This window comes from Hymenobacter norwichensis DSM 15439, assembly GCF_000420705.1.
In the GTDB taxonomy this organism is placed as follows: domain Bacteria; phylum Bacteroidota; class Bacteroidia; order Cytophagales; family Hymenobacteraceae; genus Hymenobacter; species Hymenobacter norwichensis.
In genome coordinates this window covers 725359-746677 of the sequence record NZ_ATVL01000007.1, presented here as the reverse complement: position 1 = coordinate 746677, position 21319 = coordinate 725359, and the positions used below count along the sequence as shown (strand labels likewise).

The 21319-nt window shown below is 55.8% G+C and carries 16 protein-coding genes and 1 tRNA gene; 5 read left to right on the top strand and 12 right to left on the bottom strand.

What is annotated here, in order from left to right:
• The first annotated feature begins 3 nt into the window (after nt 1–3).
• The 3 genes from G536_RS0109360 (at nt 4) to G536_RS27130 (ending at nt 3938) form a co-directional block, all read left to right on the top strand.
• Nucleotides 4–507, top strand: coding sequence for a glycine-rich domain-containing protein (locus tag G536_RS0109360; protein ID WP_022823331.1), 504 nt, complete (start codon nt 4–6; stop codon nt 505–507).
• Complete coding sequence (locus G536_RS0109355) at nt 504–1328, top strand: hypothetical protein (protein ID WP_022823330.1); 825 nt, start codon at nt 504–506, stop codon at nt 1326–1328. Before G536_RS0109360 ends, G536_RS0109355 begins: the two co-directional genes overlap by 4 nt.
• Nucleotides 1329–1457: 129 nt before the next feature.
• A complete protein-coding gene (locus G536_RS27130) occupies nt 1458–3938 on the top strand; it encodes a M1 family metallopeptidase (RefSeq protein WP_022823329.1) in 2481 nt (826 codons plus the stop codon).
• Between the two features lie 112 nt (nt 3939–4050).
• On the opposite strand, the gene G536_RS0109345 is transcribed toward G536_RS27130, so the two are convergent.
• The 12 genes from G536_RS0109345 to G536_RS0109270 form a co-directional block, all read right to left on the bottom strand.
• Entirely contained in the window at nt 4051–5028 is a 978-nt protein-coding gene (locus tag G536_RS0109345; RefSeq protein ID WP_245575783.1) for an NAD(P)-dependent alcohol dehydrogenase, read from the bottom strand.
• A gap of 152 nt (nt 5029–5180) precedes the next feature.
• Nucleotides 5181–6791, bottom strand: a complete 1611-nt coding sequence (locus tag G536_RS0109340; protein ID WP_022823327.1) for a SulP family inorganic anion transporter — start codon at nt 6789–6791, stop codon at nt 5181–5183.
• 163 nt (nt 6792–6954) lie between these two features.
• A complete protein-coding gene (locus G536_RS0109335; protein WP_022823326.1) occupies nt 6955–8355 on the bottom strand; it encodes a HAMP domain-containing sensor histidine kinase in 1401 nt (466 codons plus the stop codon).
• 157 nt (nt 8356–8512) lie between these two features.
• Nucleotides 8513–9190 carry a response regulator gene (locus tag G536_RS0109330; RefSeq protein ID WP_022823325.1) on the bottom strand — a complete coding sequence of 226 codons (678 nt, stop codon included), beginning with the start codon at nt 9188–9190 and terminating at the stop codon, nt 8513–8515.
• A 403-nt stretch (nt 9191–9593) separates the two neighbouring features.
• A complete protein-coding gene (locus tag G536_RS0109325) occupies nt 9594–10844 on the bottom strand; it encodes a 5-(carboxyamino)imidazole ribonucleotide synthase (protein ID WP_022823324.1) in 1251 nt (416 codons plus the stop codon).
• On the bottom strand, nt 10841–11353 hold the full coding sequence (gene purE, locus G536_RS0109320; protein ID WP_022823323.1) for a 5-(carboxyamino)imidazole ribonucleotide mutase: 513 nt from the start codon (nt 11351–11353) through the stop codon (nt 10841–10843). Before purE ends, G536_RS0109325 begins: the two co-directional genes overlap by 4 nt.
• Nucleotides 11354–11814: 461 nt before the next feature.
• The gene (locus tag G536_RS0109310; RefSeq protein ID WP_022823321.1) at nt 11815–13092 is read right to left on the bottom strand and encodes a dihydroorotase; all 1278 of its coding nucleotides are present in this window, start codon (nt 13090–13092) and stop codon (nt 11815–11817) included.
• Nucleotides 13093–13167: 75 nt separating this feature from the next.
• A complete protein-coding gene (locus G536_RS27125; protein ID WP_022823320.1) occupies nt 13168–14148 on the bottom strand; it encodes an aspartate carbamoyltransferase catalytic subunit in 981 nt (326 codons plus the stop codon).
• A gap of 57 nt (nt 14149–14205) precedes the next feature.
• Nucleotides 14206–14442, bottom strand: a complete 237-nt coding sequence (locus G536_RS0109300) for a hypothetical protein (RefSeq protein ID WP_022823319.1) — start codon at nt 14440–14442, stop codon at nt 14206–14208.
• 662 nt (nt 14443–15104) lie between these two features.
• A complete protein-coding gene (locus tag G536_RS0109290; RefSeq protein ID WP_022823317.1) occupies nt 15105–16025 on the bottom strand; it encodes a DUF808 domain-containing protein in 921 nt (306 codons plus the stop codon).
• Between the two features lie 206 nt (nt 16026–16231).
• On the bottom strand, nt 16232–18529 hold the full coding sequence (gene katG / locus G536_RS0109280; protein WP_022823315.1) for a catalase/peroxidase HPI: 2298 nt from the start codon (nt 18527–18529) through the stop codon (nt 16232–16234).
• A 606-nt stretch (nt 18530–19135) separates the two neighbouring features.
• Nucleotides 19136–19209 (bottom strand) — tRNA-Ile (locus G536_RS0109270).
• A gap of 150 nt (nt 19210–19359) precedes the next feature.
• Here G536_RS0109270 and G536_RS31375 point away from each other — a divergent pair.
• Nucleotides 19360–20034 (top strand): HAD family hydrolase, encoded by a 675-nt coding sequence (locus G536_RS31375; protein WP_022823313.1) that lies wholly within the window; start codon nt 19360–19362, stop codon nt 20032–20034.
• The gene (locus G536_RS0109260; protein ID WP_022823312.1) at nt 19991–21199 is read left to right on the top strand and encodes a site-2 protease family protein; all 1209 of its coding nucleotides are present in this window, start codon (nt 19991–19993) and stop codon (nt 21197–21199) included. The genes G536_RS31375 and G536_RS0109260 overlap by 44 nt, the downstream gene beginning before the upstream one ends.
• Nucleotides 21200–21319 lie beyond the last annotated feature (120 nt).

The following is a 21319-nucleotide window of genomic DNA, read 5'->3' as shown; positions in this document are numbered from 1 at the left end:
CCCATGACGCCCACCCGGCAACCCGACCTGTGGAACCGCATCCGACGCTTCGAGCTGGACGACCCAGCCGCGGCGTTTTCCTTCACCGACCGGCTGGCCCGTGAAAATGGCTGGCCCCTGGAATATGCCCTACGCGCAACGCTGGAATACAAGAAATTCATGTTTCTGCTGTGCCTCACCGAGCACCCGCTCACGCCCTCCGACCAGGTGGACCAGGTGTGGCACCTGCACTTGCTCTACACCCGCTCCTACTGGCTGGAATTCTGCGAGCAAGTGCTGGAACGGCCCATTCACCACGGCCCCACCCGCGGCGGCGACGCCGAGCGGGGCAAGTTCAACGACTGGTACGGCCGCACCAAAGCGCTGTATCAGGAGGTGTTCAGCCAAGTGCCGCCCGCCGACATTTGGCCCGACAACGAGACGCGGTTCCGAGACGTAAACTTCCGCCGAGTGAACTTGAGTGCTTTTTGGCTGCTACCCAAACTTCGTTTTCGTCGCAAAACATGACCAGCCTTCCCCCGCACTCCCCCGCCGAGCTGCTGTTGCTGCTTGCTAAGCACCACAACCCCAATCTGCGCCAGCTACTGCGCGTTACGTTCCTGGATTTGCTGCGCCAGCAGGTACTCGCCATCCGCAACGAGCCAGGCCAGCCGCATCCGCGCGACCCGGTTACGTGGCAGCAATACATTGTAAGCGGCCCTGCCCTGCGCACGCACGCAGCATTACCTCACGAAAAGCTGCTGATTAACGCGTTCCGAGCTGAAGACCAACTGCGTATACCATTCAAGCAGTACGTACACATGGTGTTTGAGCAGGCCCGCACCGCGTCGGAGTACTACAAGCTCATTGAGGCGAATGCGCGCACCGGGCAATTGTTTTCGCAGCACTGGTTTTGGAGCCTGATCAATACCCGCTACCTCACCCGGGAGGGCCAGCAGCTGCAAGACGCCGTTGAAGCGGAACTAGTGCGCCTCGACAAAGAGGTGAAGGCGCAAACCGCGCAAAACCCGGCCAACAGCTACCAGCTGATGTCATTGCTCGGCGGCGCGTTTTTTCTGCTGCCTTCCTACACCTCGGAAACTAGCAGCCAGCTGGAACGGGAGCTACACCAGCTGCACGAGCCACGCGACAATACCAGCACCGATTTTGGCGGCACCACCGATAGTGGCACTTCCTGGCACGCACACGGCACCACCTTCGACAGCCATTGCCCCAGCCACGGCGACTCTGACAATAGCAGCGGCGGCGGTGGCGACAATAGCAGTGGGGATAGTGGCTGTGGCGGCGACAGTGGCTGCTCGGGTTGCGGCGGCTGTGGCGGCGACTAGCTTTCCTTGGCTGGCAGGAACGCACGGGTCCTGCTGATGCAGGAGATGTTTCTTCGAGGGTGCGAGGCAACTTCAGCTTGAAGTCCACATCTTTAGGCCCTCAAACCTCTTCCTCTCACGTTCCTTTCAATGAAGCATTCTTTTGCGCTAGGCCTGTTGGTACTAGCCGCCAGTGCTGTGCAGGGCCAGGCCCCTGCCCCACCCACCGAGCCAGTTGGGCCGTACCGGGCTTCAGCCACCAAAATCAACGACTTGGTACACACCAAGTTGGATGTGCGCTTCGATTATGCCAAGCGCTACCTCTACGGCAAAGAGTGGGTGACGCTCAAGCCCCACGGTTACGCCACCGATTCCTTGCGGCTCGATGCTAAAGGCATGGATATCAAGAGCGTGGCCTTGATGAACGGCGAGCAGCAGGTGCCCCTCAAATACACCTACTCCGACCAGAACAACCTGCGCATCGACCTCGGCAAAAGCATGGCACCGGGCACCGCATATATGGTGTACATCGAGTACACAGCCAAGCCCGACGAGCTAAAAGTGCAAGGCAGCGCGGCCATTTCCGATGCCAAGGGCCTGTATTTCATCAACCCCGATAGCTCCGTAGCCGGTAAGCCGGTGCAAATCTGGACGCAAGGTGAGACGGAAGCTTCATCGGCCTGGTTCCCGACCATCGACCGGCCCAACCAGAAAACCACCTCGGAAATCAGCATGACGGTGCCCAGCAAGTACGTCACGCTCAGCAATGGCGCCCTAGTCAGCCAGAAACCTGCTGGGGCCGGCCTGCGCACCGATACCTGGAAAATGGAATTGCCGCACGCGCCCTATCTGTTTATGATGGCCGTCGGCGACTTCAAAATCCATAAGGAAACTTGGCGCGGCAAGGAAGTCAGCTACTACCTGGAGCCCAAGTACGCGCCTTACGCCAAGCAGATTTTCGGCAACACGCCCGACATGCTGGAATTCTTCTCGACCCGGCTGGGCGTGGAGTTTCCGTGGAACAAGTACGCCCAGATTGTGGTGCGCGACTACGTGAGCGGGGCCATGGAAAACACCTCGGCCACCCTGCACGGCGACTTTGTGCAGATGACCGACCGGGAGCTAATTGACCGGCCGTACAGCAACGAATCGGTTATTGCGCACGAGCTGTTCCACCAGTGGTTTGGCGACTACGTGACGGCCGAAAGCTGGAGCAACCTGACCGTGAACGAGAGTATGGCCGACTTCTCGGAAGGCCTCTATGCCGAGCACAAGTACGGCGCCGACGAGGCCGACGCGCACAACTACCGCAACCTGCGCAACTACCTCACCAACGCCCGTAGTGCCTCTAAGGACTTGGTGCGCTTCCACTACGCCGACAAAGAGGACATGTTCGACTTGGTGAGCTACCAGAAGGGCGGCGCCATTGTAGACATGCTGCGCACCTACCTCGGCGACGACGTATTTTTTGCTGGCTTGCAGAAGTATTTGAAAGACAACGCCCTCGGCAATGGCGAAGCCCACCAGATGCGCTTGGCCATGGAAGCCGTATCGGGCCAGGATTTGAACTGGTTCTACAACCAGTGGTATTTCAGCTCGGGCCACCCGCTGGTTACCATCGATTACAGCTGGGACGCCGCCAAAAAGATCCAGGCCGTAACCGTGAAGCAGACGCAGCCCGGCAAAGTATTTCAGTTGCCGTTTGCCATTGATTACTACGTGAACGGCAAGCCGCAGCGCCAGCGCGTGATGATGACCGAAGCCACGCAAACTTTCCTGATGCCGCTGGCCAGCAAGCCCGACTTAGTGAACGTGGACGCCGAAAAAACGCTGGTGTGGATGCCTACCGACAAGAAGTCGATGGCCGAATACGCTTACCAGTATGCCCACGCTCCCTTGTACCTGGACCGGCGCGAAGCTTTAGTAGCCGCTGCCAACGAACAGAAAACCAACGCTGCTGCCCGTACCCTGTTGCTGAGCGGCTTGCGCGACAAATTCGCCGGCTTGCGCAGTCTCGCCCTAGAGCGCCTCGACCTCGACGACAAAGCCGTAGCCAAAGCGGCTGCCCCTGCCGTCCGGAAACTAGCGGCCAGCGAGAAAGAGCCCGCCGTACTAGCCGATGCCCTCACTACTCTATCGAAGCTAAAGGACAAGCGCGACGCCAAACTGTTTGCCAACAAGTTCAACGACAGCAAATCGTACAACGTGCAGGGCGCTGCGCTTAGCGCCTTGGCCAGCACCGACCCGGCGCAAGCCTTGAAGCTGGCGAAGCCGCTGGAAACCAGTGAGCAACAGTCGGTGGTACAGTCTGTAACGGAGGTGTACGCCAAAGCCGGTGGCACACCCGAGTGGAACTACATCCGCACCAAGTACGATGCCGCCAGCCTGCAAGGCAAGTTCGGCTTGTTGGAAAGCATTTCCACTATGCTCCCCCGCCTGCAAGACCCTACGGCTTTTGCCGAAGGCGTAGACCGGATTAAGGCCATTGCCATTCAGTTCAAAGCCCGCGGCGCCGACAAGCCCATGATTGAGCTACTGCAAGGCGTAACCAAAGGCAAGTCGGGCGCCGCTGCCACCATGCAGCAGCCCATCATCGACAAAGCCGTAACTGAAATCCAGCAGGCCAAGTAAGCCCGCTTGGCATTCCAACATTCCACGCATTAAGTGGAATGTCTGAATAACAGCAAAAAGCCCCTTCTGCACAAAGCGGAAGGGGCTTTTTGCTGTCACAGAACAACCAGACCTATTCCACCGTCAGCACGATTTTGCCGGCGGCGTGGCCCTGCTCGTTGTAGCGATGAGCTTCGGCAATTTCCTGGAGAGGAAAAGTTCTATCGATGATAGGTCGCAGGGTGCCAGCTTGCAGCCATGCGGAAATCAGGGCCAAATCCGAGCCGCTTTCCTTGGCCATGAAGGCGTGTACCGTTTTGGTGCTGAACACTGCGGCCGCCTTGCCAGCTACTATTGCAGCGGGGTCGGGTGTGGTGGTAACGTAGCGGCCGTTGCGGCGCAACGCTTCTTTGCTGGCTACAAACGAGCTTTTACCAGCGGCATCGAACACAATGTCATAGTGGCTCAGGTCTTTGGTGAAATCGTGCTCTTGGTGGTTGAGCACCCGGTCGGCGCCGAGGCTGCGCACTAGGTCTTGGTTGTCGGGGCCGCACACGCCGGTTACTTCGCCAGCGCCCAGAGCTTTGGCAATCTGCACCGCCATTGACCCCACACCGCCGGATGCACCATTAATCAGCACCCGGTCGCCGGATAGCAGCTGGGCATGGTCGCGGAGGGCTTGCAGGGCCGTAAGGGCAGCCAGCGGAATAGAGCCCGCTTCCTCGAAGCTCAGCTTTTCAGGGATGAAAGCCGCCACCGAATCCGCCAGCAGTGCGTATTGGGCGTTGGCACCACCCACGCCATCGTTGGGCATGCCGTACACCCGGTCGCCGGGCGAAAAGCGCGTGACGTTGGCTCCTACGGCCGCTACCTCACCGGCCACGTCGCGGCCCGGAATTTTGGGAAACGAGAAGCCGGTAATAAGTTTTAAGTCGCCGTTGCGGACTTTCCAGTCTACGGGGTTGACGCTGCTGGCCCGCACCCGCACCAGAATCTGGTTGGCTTTGGGCGTGGGGGTAGGTTGTTCGCCGTATTGTAGTACATCGGCGGGGCCGTATTGCTCGAAATAAGCTGCTTGCATGGCTAAGTGAGTTGGTGTTTGGAAATTCATACGTAACTCAACTGTACTTAGTGACCCAACCCATACAGTAGCAGCCTCGCTGAAAAGCAAAACCGCCGCAGCCAGAAGCCACGGCGGTTTTAACCACACTTAACTAATTAACTTGCCCGGGGGCAAGAGGGTGAGCCCTGCTGACTTGGCAGCTAGTGGCTAATCATGTCGACTTGTTTGATGCCGCGTAGCTCCAGCTTGATACCGCGGGATTCCGCAGTTTGCCGGAAGTTCTCCACGGCTTCTAACACGTCGTAGTCTATCATTTTCGATTCGGTGCCATCAAGGATGACGTGGGTGCCGGGCGAGAATTGCTCCAGCATGCGCACGATGCTGGCCTTATTCAGAAACGAGACATGCTCACTTAGTTTGAGGTGATACACCCCGGCTTCTTGAAGCGCAGGCGCTGAGCGCAGGAAATACGCCGACTCGTAGTGGGTTTTCAGAATGTAGAAAATGCCCACTACTAGCCCAATAGTCACGCCTTTCAGCAGATCGGTAAACAGCACGGCCAGCACCGTTACAATGAACGGCAAAAATTGCTGCCAGCCCAGCCGCCATTGGGTACGGTACAGGGCGGGCTTGGTCAGCTTATAACCCACTACCAGCAGCACAGCCGCTAGAGCCGATAGGGGAATCCGGTTCAGAATGGTTTCAAGGAACAGCAAGCTTACCAACAGTAGCAAGCCGTGAAAAAACGCTGACACCTTGGTTTGGCCGCCCGCGTCGATGTTGGCTGAGCTACGTACGATAACCGCCGTTAGTGGCAGACCGCCCAGCAAACCGCTCACCATGTTGCCGGTGCCCTGCGCCATTAACTCCCGGTTGGTGGGCGTAGCGCGCTTCCTGGGGTCAAGCTTATCCACGGCTTCTACGCTCAATAAGCTTTCCAACGAAGCCACAATAGCAATAGTAAAAGCCACTGTGTAAGTAGCGGGCCGGGTGAAGGCCGTCCAGTCGGGGGCGGTGAAGATGCTCGCCAAATCCTGCCACGACGACACTACGGGTAGCTGCACCAAATGCTCGGGCCGTACCCGCAGCCCCGGTACCGTAACGTCGAGCAGGGAGCTGATGCCGATGGAAAATAACACCACAACCAACGCTGCCGGAATAATCCGCAAGGCTGCTACCCGCTTGCGCACTACGTTTTCCCAGAACAGCAGCACGCCTAACGATAGCAGCCCAATCAAGGCCGAGCCCCAGCCGAAAGAACGTAACGCACCAGCCACTGCCGAAAACGTGTTTTGCCCGTCAAATTGCAAGAACGTCATGTCCTCGAAGTAGTCGGTATCAGCCCCCAGCAGATGCGGAATCTGCTTGAGGATGAGAATCAAGCCAATAGCGGCCAGCATACCGCGGATAACCGACGTAGGAAAGTACAGCCCAATGATGCCAGCGCGCACCAAACCCATTATCACCTGTAGCGCCCCTGCTATTACCGTGGCCGCCAGTACCGCCTGAAAAGTGCCCAGAGTTTGCAGCGCCGTCAAAACAATGGCCGTTAGCCCCGCAGCTGGCCCGCTTACGCTAAGTTGTGAGCCGCTAAGCCAGGATACCATTACCCCCCCCACAATGCCGGTGATGATGCCTGACAACAGCGGTGTACCAGAAGCCAGTGAAATGCCTAGGCACAATGGCAACGCTACCAGGAAAGTAACCAGCCCAGCCGGAATATCTTTTCCTAAATGTTGCAGGTAACCCACCTTGGCTGGTGCCTCGGCAGCAACTTTGGTGGTCAGCGGGACGTTGACTATTTCAGGCATAAATAGACGAGTTTGATGTCCCCAATGTCAGGCAGTAACCGCCTACCGATGTGGATATCTTACAAGTCTATAAGTCAGCAATTAAGACCTGGTTAAAAGGAAATTAAAAGCAGATTAATTTCTAAAATAAGCGTCTACTTACCCTCCCGTTGATCCTCACAGTTTAACCCAGAGCGGGCCACTCCAGCAGTACTTGCGTTCCTTCTCCCAGTTGACTTTCCACCCGCACCGTTCCGCCGTGCAACGACATGATTTTGGCCGTAAGCGGCAGCCCAATACCATGGCCTGGCACCGTCCGGATGGCTTCGGCGCGGAAAAATGGCACGAATACCTGCTGGCGGTCGGCCTCAGTCATGCCTACGCCGTAGTCGCGCACTTCCAGTACCACATGCCGGGTGGTGGTGGTCAAGCTGGCCAGCACCGGCATGTTGGCGCCCGTTGAGAACTTACAGGCATTTTCCAGCACGTTCAAGAAAGCCGATAGCAGCAGCGCCTCGTTGCCCCGTACTGCAAACGGCTGCTTCACCTGGACTGGCACATCGCCAAATTCTAAATCGACGCGGTGCGTAGGGTGGCGGCGCTGCAATTCCTCATGGGCTTGCAGTAGCAGTTCATCAAGGCGCAAGGTGGTCAGAGGTACCTGCGAAGGATCGTCGGAGGCACGGGCAATTTGGAGTAGGCCGTTGGTGAGGTCTTTGAGCAGCCGAGATGCGTCGAGGGTACTTTGCAGCACCCGGCGGTATTCCTGGGGGCTGCGCTCCTGCTGGAGCAGGGCCACTTCCAGCTCACCAATCAATACGGTGAGTGGGGTGCGTAACTCGTGCGAAGCGTCGCGGACGAAGGTGCGCTGCCCGGCAAACGCAATTTCCAACCGGTCGAGCAGTTGGTTGAAGCGCTGGGCCAAGTGAGCTATTTCGTCGTATCCATCGGCCTGCGAGAGGCGCCGGTGCAAATCAGAAGCCGTGATGCTGTCCACTTCCCGCACCACTTTCTGCATAGGTTGCAATGCTTGGCTCGCAAAAAACCATCCGCCAATACCCACAATAATCAGTGAAACCAACAGCCCGCTAATCAGGATATTACGCAAACCCTGCTGCCTATCGCGCGTGTCAGTATCCACCGAGGAAGCCACCACCACAAAGTAGCCTTGGCGAGCATCTTTGTACAGTAGCCCTACCGTCTGATAGAACCTATTACGCGTCTGGACCTGCCGGCCGGTTTGGCGCACGGCTGTCAGTAAGCTCACAGGCACGGGCACTTCCGTTAGCTGCCCTTCTCGAAACACCACTTTATTGTCGGCGTTGTACACCCGCACCTCTTCTTCGGGCAGCGTCCGGTAGAACTGCCGCAAGTACCGCCGATAAGACGCCCGGCTGGCCTCGTCGGCGCGGTTGGTACCGTCGAGGTAGACGTGGGCCACAATACGGGCCCGCGCAAACAAGCTCTCCGTAAACGACTCCTGGCGGGCCTGGAATGTGAAGTAGTAGATTACTACCGAAAACAACAGCAGCGTAACGGCCAGAATAGCAGCAAACTGCAAAGCCAGACGCAGGCGAATAGACATGATGAATTGGGATGCTGATTAGTGATGTGTTGATGCGCCTTGCTATAATGATTGGGGCTTCCTATTTCATTGAAATACTTGTGCTAACGTGCCTAACATCTATTCTCTAGCCAGCGTCGTCATGATTAGCAACCACCCCAACAGGCAACACATTGGCCTATTCTTCCTTCATCACGTAGCCCATCCCCACCAGCGTATGAATTAGCTTGGGGTTGAAGTCTTTATCAATTTTCTTACGCAGGAAGTTGATATACACGTCAATAACGTTGGAACCCGTATCGAAGCTAGTTTCCCAGACGTGCTCCAGAATGTCCACCCGTGAAATAACCCGGCCCTTGTGGCGTAGCAGGTACTCCAAGAGCGAAAACTCGCGTGCGGTTAGCTGAATGGGCTGGCCAGCCCGCTGCACTCGTTTGCTGCCGGGGTCAAGAGTAAGGTCGGCGAGGAACAGTACGGCAGCGTTACCGCTAGCTTCGGGCCGTCGGCGCACTAAGGCCCGAAGCCGCGCCAGCAATTCTTGAAAAGCAAATGGCTTCACCAAGTAATCGTCGGCGCCGGCATCGAGCCCTCGGATTTTGTCGTCCGTTTCGCCCAGGGCCGTCAGCATCAGAATCGGGACGGCGGAGTTCTGAGCGCGCACCTGCCGGCATACGTCGAGGCCACTTAGGCCGGGCAGCAGGTTATCAAGGATAATCAGGTCGTAGGTGCCCGCTAGTGCCATTCGCAAGCCAATGGGTCCATCGGTGGCTACCTCTACGGCGTGCTGTTGCTCGGTAAGGCCTTTGTGCAGAAACGCCGCCACTTTGGGCTCATCTTCAACCAGCAGAATTTTCATGGATTAGATTCAGGGTGCAGAACGAAATCGAAACGGCAAGATACTGGGATTCAGTTGGAGCTACCGAACGGTGTTACCCGCAGAGCAGCTATTGGGCATACAACCCAGAAGGCTAGGCTTCCTGCCTTTTGCAGCCCTTAGTAGTAGAACTCAAACCAATTTGTGATAACAGAGTTATTGGCAGCAAAACAAAACCCCTATTTGCAGCTTGCAAATAGGGGTTCATAAGCCCAATTAGTACTCATCAAACTGTTGGCGTTCAGGCTCAGAAGCTATTGGAGCCTGAAGTCACTATAGCTACCTCGATGCTTACTTCTTTTCTCAGCAGAGAGCATCAGGTAATGAATGATGTGGTCCAGATACGAGACCTTCGGCTGACTTGGTCACGTTCAGGCAAGGGCCTCTATATAGCGTCCAACCCTGGCAAGTTGAGCAGAGCACCGGCGCGGCGCGCCACGGTTTTGATACTGTCGACATCCAGGCCGGTGATGGTCAGGTGGCCCATTTTGCGGCCGGCGCGGGCCTGCATCTTGCCGTATAAATGCAGATGCGTGCCCGGCAGGCTTAGCACAGAGTACCAATCCGGTTCTTGCAATTGACCATCGGCGTCAAACCACACGTCGCCCAGCAAGTTGAGCATGATGGCCGGGGAATGCTGGCGTGGCTGCGGTAAGGGCAAGCCGGCCATGGCGTGCACCTGCAAGTCAAACTGCGACGCGTCACAGGCGTCCAAGGTGTAGTGGCCGCTGTTGTGCGGGCGCGGGGCCATTTCGTTGACAACCAGACCACCGAACTCACTGCCATCGTCCACCACAAAAAACTCCACACACAGCACTCCGACATAGCCAAGATGCTGCGCTATAGCCACAGCGGCCTCACGCGCCCTAGTAGACAAGGCTACCGGCATATTGCCTTCATACGCGTGAGTCACGGCCAAAATGCCATCGACGTGCACATTGCGCTGCGGAGCGAAGCTGACGACTTGCCCGTCCCAACCACGCGCCACCAGCACCGAGCACTCGGCGGTGAGCGGCAACATCTTTTCCAGCACGCAGGCCACACCACCCAGCTCCGCCCAGGCGGCAGCCAGCTCATCGGCAGTCTTGACGCGGACTTGGCCCTTGCCGTCGTAGCCCATGCGCGCGGTTTTCAGGATGCCGGGAAGCAAATCGGCCTGTTCATCCAGCACGGCCTGCAACTGGGCCGTCGTTTCAATCACCGCATAAGGCGCGCAGGTCACCCCCGACACGTCAGCACAGGCCGCGAACTGCGCTTTTTCCTCAATGCGGTTTTGGGCAATGCCAACCACGGCCGCACTGGGTGCCACGGGCCGGGTTTGCGCTAGGGTTTGCAGAGCCTGGGCCGGCACATTTTCAAACTCGGTGGTAATAGCTTGGCATAGCTGGGCTAGTTCCGCCAGCCCGATCGGGTCGTCGTAGTTGGTCTGGATGTAGTGGTGACTCACCAGCCCGGCGGGGCTTTGCGGGTCGGGCTCCAGCACGGCGGTGAAGTATCCTAGGCGCTGAGCAGCATGCACAAACATCCGGCCCAGCTGCCCGCCCCCCAGTACCCCTAAGGTGGCCCGCTGACCCGCAGCGTCCACACTACCTGGAAAAATTGGAGCCAGGGCTGCAACGTGATTATCGGCACTCATAGGGGCAACGTCATGGCGCGAGCCGCTTCGGTTTGTTCGGCGCGAAACGCCTGTAGCTTTGCAGCCAAGTCTGCGTCGTGCAAAGCCAACAGGCTGATGGCAAACAGCGCCGCATTAGCCGCCCCGGCAGTGCCAATAGCAAACGTAGCAACGGGTATTCCTTTGGGCATTTGCACGATGCTATGCAGCGAATCCACCCCCTGCAAATGGCGGCTGGCCACTGGCACCCCCAGTACGGGCACCGTAGTTTTGGCCGCCAGCATGCCCGGCAGGTGGGCGGCCCCACCCGCGCCAGCAATGATGGCTTGTAAGCCACGCGGACCAGCTTGTTCGGCGTAGGCAAACAAGTCGTCGGGCATGCGGTGGGCCGACACTACGCGCGCTTCGTGGGCCACACCAAACTGGGTGAGAATCTGCACGGCATGCTGCATGGTGTCCCAGTCGCTGCTGGAACCCATAACCACGCCAATTAGGGGTTTGATAGTATTGGAAGAGGAAGGAGTACTCATCGAAATTATTTAGTGGTCATGCTCAGCGAAGCGGAGCGGAGTCGAAGCATCGTAGCAGGTTAAAGGAGAGCACTAACCGCTTATCCAAACGTAAGCAAATCCAGCACTAAGCAATCCGACTACAAAAAGAATGATACCTAGTAAAATATTGGTGTAGCCAACATCCTTCTTTTCTAAGTCGCCCAGCCTGCTAGATGATTTGAAACCTTTGAAAGAAAAATACAGGCCTATAACGCTGCAAGGCATTACCGTGAGTAGTGCTAGCAACAGAAAAAATCTAGCAGAAAACCCAGCAGTACAAGTCCAAAAGGAGCCAAATAGCTATAAGTGGCTTTTTTGTAGTAGCGCACAATATGCGTTGTACTATCACCTATCTGCGATGAATTCTCCATGATTCTATAGATCAGTCATCCTCAATCTGCGCGATAGGAACGCTTCTCCAAGCTTAGTAGGACACTTACTTAGCGCTCCAGCAGGATTTCCGAACCCAAAATCACCAGATCTACCCGTCCTTTCAACGTCTGGTCGATGAAGGGCGTGTTCTGGGATTTGGATTTCATGAATTCCCGCGTAAAGGTCGTTTCCGCTTCGGTATCAAACAAAATACACTCTGCTGGCTGACCGACTTCGATGGTGGGTACTGGCAAACCCATCAGGCGGCGGGGTTCCGCTGAGTAGCGCTTCACCAATAAGTCCCACCCAAATTTGCCGGGCTCAATAAAGAAATGGTGGAGCGACACGAGGGCGGTATCTAGGCCGGTGATGCCGTTGGGCGCGCTGATGAAATCCTGCGCTTTTTCAAACGGCGTGTGTGGCGCGTGGTCGGTGGCAATAAGGTCGAATACGCCGTCGATGAGCCCTTCCAGCAGCGCATCACAATCGGCCTGCGTGCGCAGCGGTGGGTTCATCTTATAGTTGGTGTCGTAGTCGCCGATGTGCTCGTCGGTGAACAGCAGGTGGTGCGGGGCCACTTCGGCCGTCACCTTCACGTCGCCGCGGGATTTCCACCAGCGAATCGTTTCCATGCCGAGCTTGCTGGATACGTGTTGGATGTGCACGTGCGCACCCGCCGCCCGGGCCAGCCGGATGTCGCGGTCAATGATGATTTCCTCGGCGCAGGCCGGTGAGCCCTTAATGCCGAGCCGGTAGCTCATCACGCCTTCGTTGAGGGCGCGCGGCCCAGCCAGCTCCGGCACCTCGCAGTGGCTGGCGAAAAACATCCCAAACTCGGTGGCGTACTGCATAGCCCGTAGCAGCACCGCTGGGTCGTTGGTGGTGTCTCCATCGTCGGTCAGCATGGTCACGCCGAGTCGGTGCATCCCCTCAATTTCCGCTAGTTCCTTGCCCTCACGGTTCTTGGTGACACAGCCGGAGGTATACACCGGAATGCGCGACCGGTGCTTGGCATTTTCCAGCACCGTAGCTACCACCGTTGCCGAGTCGATGGCCGGGCGGGTATTGGGCATCATCACCACGCCAGTAATGCCGCCATTGATAGCTGCCTCACTCCCCGTAGTAATGGTTTCCTTGTTCTCAAACCCAGGGGCGCGGAAATGAACGTGGGCATCAAACATACCCGGCATCAGCACCCGGCCCCGCGCGTCGATGACGCGGGCTCCTTTGGGAACAGTCAGGTTGGGTCCAATGTCCTGAATTTTCCCCTCGACAATCAGGACGTCGCCCTCGAGCAGCACAGGTGAATTTTCGGAGGCAATGCGGGCGTTTTGAAGGAGAAGCATGAGGTGATAATTGCTGTAAACCGGCAAGGGGTATGGAAGAAGTAAAAGTAAAGAGTTAACCGCCGCGTTCGGCACTTAGGGCATAATCACCGATGAGCCAGCCCGCTGCCGCGCGGCATATGCCTCCTGTTTCGGGAACTCCCCGCCTGGCGTGAGCCAGTCGAGCACGGCCATGCGGATGGAGATGCCGTTTTCAACTTGGTTGGTAATCAGGCTGCGCTCATAGTCCATAACGGCATCGCACAGCTCAACCCCCCGGTTCACGGGGCCAGGGTGCATGATGTAGAGACCCTTATCGCGGATTTCCGCTAGCCGGGCAGTAGTAATGCCGTACACCCGGTGGTATTCGCGGACGCTAGGGAAAAACTGCACGTCTTGGCGCTCCATCTGCACACGGAGCAAGTACACTACATCGGGGGCCCAAGCCATGGCCGCTTCGTAGTCGGTGAAGCGGGGGATGCTTTCCGGCACGTATTTGGGCACCAGCGAGCCTGGACCAAGGTAGGCAACTTCAACACCTAGCTTTTGCAGCAACGTGCTGGTAGAGCGCGCGACGCGAGAGTGGAGAATGTCGCCGATGATGAGCACTCTTTTACCCCGAGGATCAGGGAATTTTTCCTTGATGGTGAAGGCATCCAGCAGGGCTTGGGTGGGATGCTCGTGCGCCCCGTCGCCGGCATTGATAACCGACGCCGTGGTTTGGCGGGCAATCATGCCGGGCAGGCCGGGGTGGCTGTGGCGGACGACGATATAATCGGTGCGCATAGCTTGGAGCGTCTCGATGGTCTCGCGCACCGACTCGCCCTTGGTGATGGAGGAATGGGCGACGTCGAAATTCGTTACCTCCGCCGAGAGGCGCTTGGCCGCCACCTCAAAGGAAGAATGGGTCCGGGTGCTGGCCTCATAGAACAGCATGAGCACGGACTTGCCCTCTAGCGCAGGAATTTTCTTCACCGAGTGGGTGAACAGTTTTTTAAAGGACGTGGATTGGTCGAGCAGGAACTCGATTTCCTCACGATGGAGGGAGGCAATGTCGAGCAGGTCTTTACGTGCCATACCGAAGTTGAGGAAAAATGAGGTTGACTAGCTAAAATGGACAGTGTTAATTCTTATCTACCCCTCGCCATAACGGGAAGCTGCGTGCTGCGCGACGGCAGCCGCCAAACTCAGCGGGCATAAAAAAACCGTTTCGGAATCCGAAACGGTAGCGGGGCAACAATCAGAAGAGACAATAGAGATACCAAAGGCAAAATCGGGGAAACCAATGATGGCGAAGACCTTACGGTCCACTCGCGGTTCCCAGCCGAGCAGGATCTCGCGCTTCATCAACGAATTTTTTGGTTGAAGCATGGCGCAAAATTAAGGCATTGTTAAGCCCAGCAATTCATTAGTAAGATTAATTTTTTTCACCTCGCGCTTCACAAATTCTATTTCCAACCTAACGAGCTGAGCTACGCAGTTTTTGTTGTCTTTTTTGCTATCAAAAAAATTATGGCCTGCGTGGCCAATTGCTTTGCATGTACGCTCCATCTTAACTTTAGCTCTTTATTCCGCAGCCTTAGCTGACAGGCTATGGCTGCGGCAAATCCCCACAAGCTAAAATTTTGGCGGCGCTAGCTCATCAGTGAGGTCCACGTCTTGGTTGAAATCTGCCACCAAGCTCGAACATCGAGTTCAACTGTTGCTGCCGTGGTTGAAGCCTAACGTTAGCAGTACTTTAGCTTAGGACATGCCACCTTCAAGCACAGTCGTATCTGGACTGTATAGTGGTTGTACTTCCTCTATACTACCACTTCTTCGTTAGGCATAATTTCAACGGAATGTTATCTATTTTCTCGTTGCTCTAGCAAGGCGTTTATTATATTTTACCAATTTTAATTTACACTAAACAAATCAAATCCTGGTTCCTGCCGTAGTAATAGTTTTGGTCAACTCTCCTAATCTAGCCGAGCCGTTGGCAACGGGCTAGCTTTTCAAGGCAAGGATACACGGAACCAGTAAATACACTTTTGTTAAGGCTTGCGGAATATCTTTTTGAAGAGCAACACTGCTTTTTCAACCACAAACCCTATCAGGAGCCCGCCTACTGCGCAAGCCAGCACTTTAGCCAACCATGCCACCACCGGTAGGTGAGCGAATGTCTGCTCTAAACCGTGCAGCAAATGATTGGTAAAGGGAATGCCGTGGGCAATGATTTCGGCCCCAACCCACAGCATGGCGGCTGTTCCCACATAGCCTAGCACACTCAACAAGCGCGGCATTAAGTGCACGATGCCACGCCCAATTTTTTGCGTAACAGCAGGGTAGTTATCCTGCGCTAAGTGCATGCCGATATCATCTGCTTTCACGAGCAAGCCCACAAAGCCATAGACGGCCACGGTAATAAACACAGCCACAGCCGCCATAACGACAATCTGGTTGACAATCGGTTGGCCGGTCACCTGGCTATAGGCAATGGCCATAATTTCAGCGGACAAAATAATATCGGTGCGCACGGCCCCCGCTACCCGCTCTTGTTCCAGCTCCTCGGGCGTAATCTGCTTTACGTTTTCACTTTCCACTGGCACGTCGGGATGTTTGCTAAATAAAGAGTGCACCTTTTCGTACCCTTCAAAGCATAAGTAAGCCCCACCTACCATTAAAATGGGCGTAATAGCCCACGGCGCGAAATACCCGAGTAGTAGAGCCGCAGGCGTCAGAAGCAGAAGCTTATTGATTAGGGACTTCTTGGCTATTTGATAGATAATAGCTAGCTCCCGAGAGGGGTCGAGGCCCACAACATACTTGGGTGTCACGGCCGTATCATCAATAACAATACCGGACACTTTGCCGGTGGTCTTGGCTACTTGGGCCGGTACGTCATCTAGACTAGCCGCGCTGGCTTTGACTAAAGCGGATATGTCATCTAAAAGAGCAAAAAAACCGGAAGCCATACGTTGGATACTTATACTGTGATTTTCGCTTTTAAAAAGCTATGCGGGGTGCCGCTGCCTTCGGGCAGCAAGTTATAGCGGTTTTGCGAGCGGGGCACTTCTTTGTTAAACAAAGGAATAAGCTAAGTAATAGCCCCCAAACAAAAGTCCAGTCCCGCTACTATGCGAGGTCTGCCTTTCGTTTGGGGGCCGTTACTTAGCTTATGCTATGCTTTTACATCGTAACGATCGAGCATCATCACCTTGTGCCAGGCCTTCACAAACGCTTTTACAAAGCGCTTGTGTCCATCGTTGCCAGCATATACTTCTGATACGGCGCGCAACTGACTATTGGAGCCAAACACTAGATCGGCGCGCGTGGCGGTGAAACGCGTTTCACCCGTCTTGCGGTCGTTAAGGGTTAGGGTTAGGCTTTTGGTATCGGCTTTCTTCCACTCCAGGTCGGTGCTCGTCAGCACGTTAAAGAAATCGTTAGTGAGCACGCCCACCCGATCGGTGAAGATACCGTGCTTGGAGTTGTCGTGGTTGGCATTCATAGCCCGCAGGCCGCCTACCAACGCCGTCCACTCAGGAGCGGTGAGTGAGAGCAGTTGGGCTTTATCCAAGAACATTTCCTCTGGCGCCACACCCTGGGAAATTTCGTTGAAGCCCTCGTCGAGGTAGTTGCGGAAGCCATCGGCCACGGGCTTTAGCCAAGTGAACATCTCGATATCGGTGAGGTCTTGCGTGGTATCGCGGCGGCCCGGCGTGAAAGGCACCTCTGTAGGCACGCCCGCATCGGCAGCGGCTTTTTCAAGTGCCGCGCAACCGCCCAGTACGATAAGGTCGGCCAGCGAAACTTGCTTGCTACCCGCATCCGAGCCGTTGAATTTCTCCTGCACCGTGCGCAAGGCCGCCACTACCGGCACCGTACGACGGTTCACCTCCCAGTCCTTTTGAGGAGCTAGCGCGAGCCGGCCACCGTTGGCGCCACCGCGCTTGTCGCTGTGGCGGTGCGTGACGGCCGCCGAAAATGCCGTGAACACCAAATCTGAAGGCGACACTCCTAGGTTCAGGATTTCCTTTTTCAGCGCTGCCACATCGGCCGCGTCGATGGGGGCGTAATCGGCCAGTGGAATGGGGTCTTGCCAGAGCAAGTCGTTTTCGTTGCGTTTTTCCGGACCTAAGTACCGCTCGCGCGGCCCCATGTCGCGGTGCGTCAGTTTGTACCACGCTTTAGAAAAAGCTTGGGTGAAGGCCTCGAAATCGTTCAGAAACTTCTCGCACACCTTGCGATATTCGGGGTCTTCTTTTAGCGCAATATCCGTGGTCATCATCATCAGCGCGTTCATCTGGCCGGGGATGTGCGCGTCGGGCGTTTTAGGAGCATTCGAGTCCACAGGCGTCCATTGCAGCGCGCCGGCTGGGCTCTTGGTCTGCTTCCAGTCGAACTTGAACAGGTTGGTGAGGTAGTCGTTGTCCCACTGCGTAGGGTTGGGCGTCCAACTGCCTTCGATGCCGTTGGTCATCGTATTTTCGGCATTACCCGCACCCTTGGGGTTGTGCCAGCCCAGGCCCATGGCTTCCATCGGTGCAATTTCGGGCGGCATCCCAATTTCGGCGGCCGGCACCATGCCGTGGCTTTTGCCGAAGGCGTGACCACCAGCAATGAGAGCCACGGTTTCCTCGTCGTTCATGGCCATACGCGTGAAGGTGGTGCGGATGTCGCGCGCCGAACCTAGAGGGTCGCCATTGGCATAAGGGCCTTCGGGATTGACATAAATGAGGGCTTGGTGCGAAGCAGCCAACGGGTTTTCGAGGTCGTAGTTAGCGTCGCCGTTGCGGCCGCGCCAGCGCTTGTCGCGGTTCACCATCTCGTCAGGCGATTTAGCCTTGGACAAGTCATGTATCACCTCGGGTCCCCAATACGTAGCGTTGTCGGCCTCCCAGGCATCCTGGCGGCCACCGGCGAAGCCGTAGGTTGGGAAGCCCATGATTTCTAAAGCGCAGTTGCCGGTCAGTACAATCAAATCAGCCCACGAAAGGGCACTGCCGTATTTCTGCTTAATAGGCCAGAGCAATCGGCGCGACTTATCTGTGTTGCCATTATCCCACCAGCTATTGATAGGCGCGAAACGCTGTAAGGCTTCGCCCGCACCGCCGCGGCCGTCGGCAATACGATAGGTGCCAGCCGAATGCCAGGACATGCGAATCATCTGTGGGCCGTAGTTGCCGTAATCGGAAGGCCACCAATCTACCGACGAGGTTAGGAAGCCTTTGATTTCTTGCTTCAACGCTTCTAAATCAATAGAATTGAAAGCCTCCGCGTAGTTGAAGTCCTCACCCAATGGGTTGGCTTGGGGACCATTCTGATGCAGCAGTTCCACTTTTAGGCGGTTGGGATACCAGTCAGACAGCGTGGGGGGTGTACTTACTACACCTCCAATTCGGTCGCCGCCGAACGGGCACTTCCCAAGCATTTCGAAGCTCTTGGTGTCAGTTTTGTCGTGGTTGATGTTGAGCATGACGGGTTCGATAAGTGGACTTAGTGTAGGATAGCTGACCGGCCCAGAGTGCAAGCAAAAGAGGCTTGCGCAACCTGGACCGTAGCTTTCCGCTACGCTGTACGCTAATTCACTTATAGAGGAGCTTACTCTCAGAAAATAATTTCAAATGGGCACCGTAACCCGGCCGTACATACGAAGCCAGCGCTACGTTGTAGAACTGGCAATCAACGGATTAGGAGCGGTATAAATTGAATAACTATTTTTATCCCACAGCCATGGTGACAAGAAATAGAGCGCTGAAGGAACTGGCAATAGATATAAGTAAGACATGCACCAGCGCAGCATACTTGTATTTGGCGGCATTGGTGCTTTTACTGAGCTTGCTAGCAATTCTCCAGAGCCGCTCTTCAGCGGTTTTCTTCTGCTGATGCTTATAAGAGGTGTTACAAGTCGTAGCCAAGCACAGAATGCAAGCAACAGTAATGCTTAAAAGTAGTGTAAATCGAGGTTGGCTTTCTTCAAGCAAGACCACGGATAAAGTTGAGCAACTACCAAACGCGGCCTTACAAACAAAAAAACACCCTTGCGAAGTGCTGATTATCAGCTCATTGCAAGGGTGCATTGTGGGCCCAACTGGAATCGAACCAGTGACCTGCTGATTATGAGTCAGCTGCTCTAACCGATTGAGCTATAGGCCCGGTGCGAAGACTGCCAAAGCAGTTGGTTTCGGCAGCGCAAACTTCGACTTTTACGGGCAATTTTGCAACGCTGCTCGCAAGATTTGCTGGAACTGGTCTTTGGTCAGCACCCCATATCGTATTTCTTTTCTGCTGTATACTTCCTCACTCATGCCACATAAACTGCCTAATCTGCTCTTCGATTTCGGAGGCGTTATCCTCAACATCGAGTTTCGGCGCACCTTAGAAGCTATGCGTCTTCTGAACTCGCAAGGAGAAACTATTCCGTTCACGCAGGCAGCCCAAAGTGAATTGTTCGACTTAGTGGAAACCGGCCGCCTCACGCCTCATGAGTTTCGAGCGGGCTTGCGGACGCACTACAACCTGACGGCTACCGATGCCGAGCTAGACGCTGCCTGGAACGCTATGCTGCTGGATGTACCGGCGGAGCGGCTGGCTCTCATTGCCGATTTGCGTGCTCAAGGTCACCAAACCGCGCTGCTTTCCAACACCAACCACATTCACATTGAGGCCGTCAACCAGACGTTGAAAACGCAGTACGGCTTCGAGCACGGCATTGCTGATGTGCTGGACCGAGTATTCTACTCGCAAGAGGTAGGCTTGCGTAAGCCGGGCGAGGAAGTTTTCCAGCATGCCTTGCGCGAGATGAACTGGAAAGCCGAAGAAACTCTTTTCATTGAAGACAGTTTTCAACATATCGAAACGGCCCGCCGCCTGGGGTTGCGCACGTTGTTTCTGCCCCCGCCTCATACCATCCTCGACGCTCTCCCCGCTGCCATCCGTGCCTTTCCCCGAGAATACGACCCCGCCACTGCCGTTTCCTGACGCCCCGGCGCCTACGCCCGCAGAAGAAGTTGAGACAGCCTTTATTCAGTATGAAAAACCTACTCCGCCTTGGCGCACCGCCGCGCTCCACTTAGGGCTGTTTCTGCTGACGCTGCTTACTACCACGCTGGCCGGCGCCGAGTGGATGACCGGCAAGCTCACCTTTGGCCCAACGCCCTTAACTGCTGCGGAAATGCAGCGTGGGCTCTGGTTTTCGCTGCCATTTCTGGGGGTGCTCACGGTACATGAGTTTGGGCATTATTTCACGGCCCGCCGCAACGGCATTCGGGCTACGTTGCCGTATTACATTCCGTTTTTCACGGGCTTCTTCAACACCATCGGTACGTTTGGGGCGGTTATCCGAATCAAGGAGCGGATTTTTTCGCGCCGGGAGTTTTTTGATGTAGGCCTGGCCGGACCGCTGGCGGGGTTTTTGGTGGCGGTACCGGTGCTCATCTACGGTTTCACGCATCTGCCGCCGGCCGACTACGTGTTTCAGGTGCACCCCGAATATCGGGCATACGGCTCTGACTATGCCCGTTACGTGTACCAATCCGGCGAGGGCATAGCCTTGGCGCGGCCGTTGCTCTACCAGGGGCTGGAATATCTGTTTGCTGATCCTGCACGCCTGCCGCATCCGTACGAGCTAATGCACTACCCGGTGCTAATGGCAGGCGTGCTGTCGTTGTTCTTCACGGCGCTGAACCTGCTGCCCATTGGTCAGCTCGACGGCGGGCACATTTTGTACGGCCTGTTGGGGTTCAAGCAGTTCAATCGGCTGTCGATGGTTCTGTTTGTGGGCTTCATCTTTTACGCTGGTCTAGGGTTATTTTCCTTGCAAACCGATTCCGACACTTGGCTATACTGGGGCTTACCCTACTTCGGGTACCTGTTTCTAGTATTTAGAAGAGCCTTGCCTACTCCGCGCCGGGCATTGCTCCTAAGCCTGAGCGTGTGGGCCGCACAATTAGCTGTAACAGTGGCCGTACCCGATATTATGGGTAATCCGGGCTGGCTGGTGTTTGGGCTGATGCTGGGCCGGGTTACAGGTATTTACCACCCGCCTGCTCCCGACGAGTCGGCGCTGAGCACGGGCCGCAAGGTGCTGGGCTGGCTGATGCTAGTTATTTTTGTACTGTGCTTCACCCCAAGTCCGTTTCATTGATTGCTGCGTAGCTGTTTTGGTGCTATTGCCTCGTGCGTAGTACTTAGGCTGCTCTGCTATAATCCGTGAAGTAGGCACAAGCCACTACCAACTAAGCACTATATCAATCAGGCATTTATT

What these genes read in the sequence shown, in the direction of transcription:
- G536_RS0109360 (WP_022823331.1), top strand. Translation starts at nt 4, where the DNA reads ATGACGCCCACCCGGCAACCCGACCTGTGGAACCGCATCCGACGCTTC.
- G536_RS0109355 (WP_022823330.1), top strand. Translation starts at nt 504, where the DNA reads ATGACCAGCCTTCCCCCGCACTCCCCCGCCGAGCTGCTGTTGCTGCTT.
- G536_RS27130 (WP_022823329.1), top strand. Translation starts at nt 1,458, where the DNA reads ATGAAGCATTCTTTTGCGCTAGGCCTGTTGGTACTAGCCGCCAGTGCT.
- G536_RS0109345 (WP_245575783.1), bottom strand. Translation starts at nt 5,028, where the DNA reads ATGAATTTCCAAACACCAACTCACTTAGCCATGCAAGCAGCTTATTTC.
- G536_RS0109340 (WP_022823327.1), bottom strand. Translation starts at nt 6,791, where the DNA reads ATGCCTGAAATAGTCAACGTCCCGCTGACCACCAAAGTTGCTGCCGAG.
- G536_RS0109335 (WP_022823326.1), bottom strand. Translation starts at nt 8,355, where the DNA reads ATGTCTATTCGCCTGCGTCTGGCTTTGCAGTTTGCTGCTATTCTGGCC.
- G536_RS0109330 (WP_022823325.1), bottom strand. Translation starts at nt 9,190, where the DNA reads ATGAAAATTCTGCTGGTTGAAGATGAGCCCAAAGTGGCGGCGTTTCTG.
- G536_RS0109325 (WP_022823324.1), bottom strand. Translation starts at nt 10,844, where the DNA reads ATGAGTGCCGATAATCACGTTGCAGCCCTGGCTCCAATTTTTCCAGGT.
- purE (WP_022823323.1), bottom strand. Translation starts at nt 11,353, where the DNA reads ATGAGTACTCCTTCCTCTTCCAATACTATCAAACCCCTAATTGGCGTG.
- G536_RS0109310 (WP_022823321.1), bottom strand. Translation starts at nt 13,092, where the DNA reads ATGCTTCTCCTTCAAAACGCCCGCATTGCCTCCGAAAATTCACCTGTG.
- G536_RS27125 (WP_022823320.1), bottom strand. Translation starts at nt 14,148, where the DNA reads ATGGCACGTAAAGACCTGCTCGACATTGCCTCCCTCCATCGTGAGGAA.
- G536_RS0109300 (WP_022823319.1), bottom strand. Translation starts at nt 14,442, where the DNA reads ATGCTTCAACCAAAAAATTCGTTGATGAAGCGCGAGATCCTGCTCGGC.
- G536_RS0109290 (WP_022823317.1), bottom strand. Translation starts at nt 16,025, where the DNA reads ATGGCTTCCGGTTTTTTTGCTCTTTTAGATGACATATCCGCTTTAGTC.
- katG (WP_022823315.1), bottom strand. Translation starts at nt 18,529, where the DNA reads ATGCTCAACATCAACCACGACAAAACTGACACCAAGAGCTTCGAAATG.
- G536_RS31375 (WP_022823313.1), top strand. Translation starts at nt 19,360, where the DNA reads ATGCCACATAAACTGCCTAATCTGCTCTTCGATTTCGGAGGCGTTATC.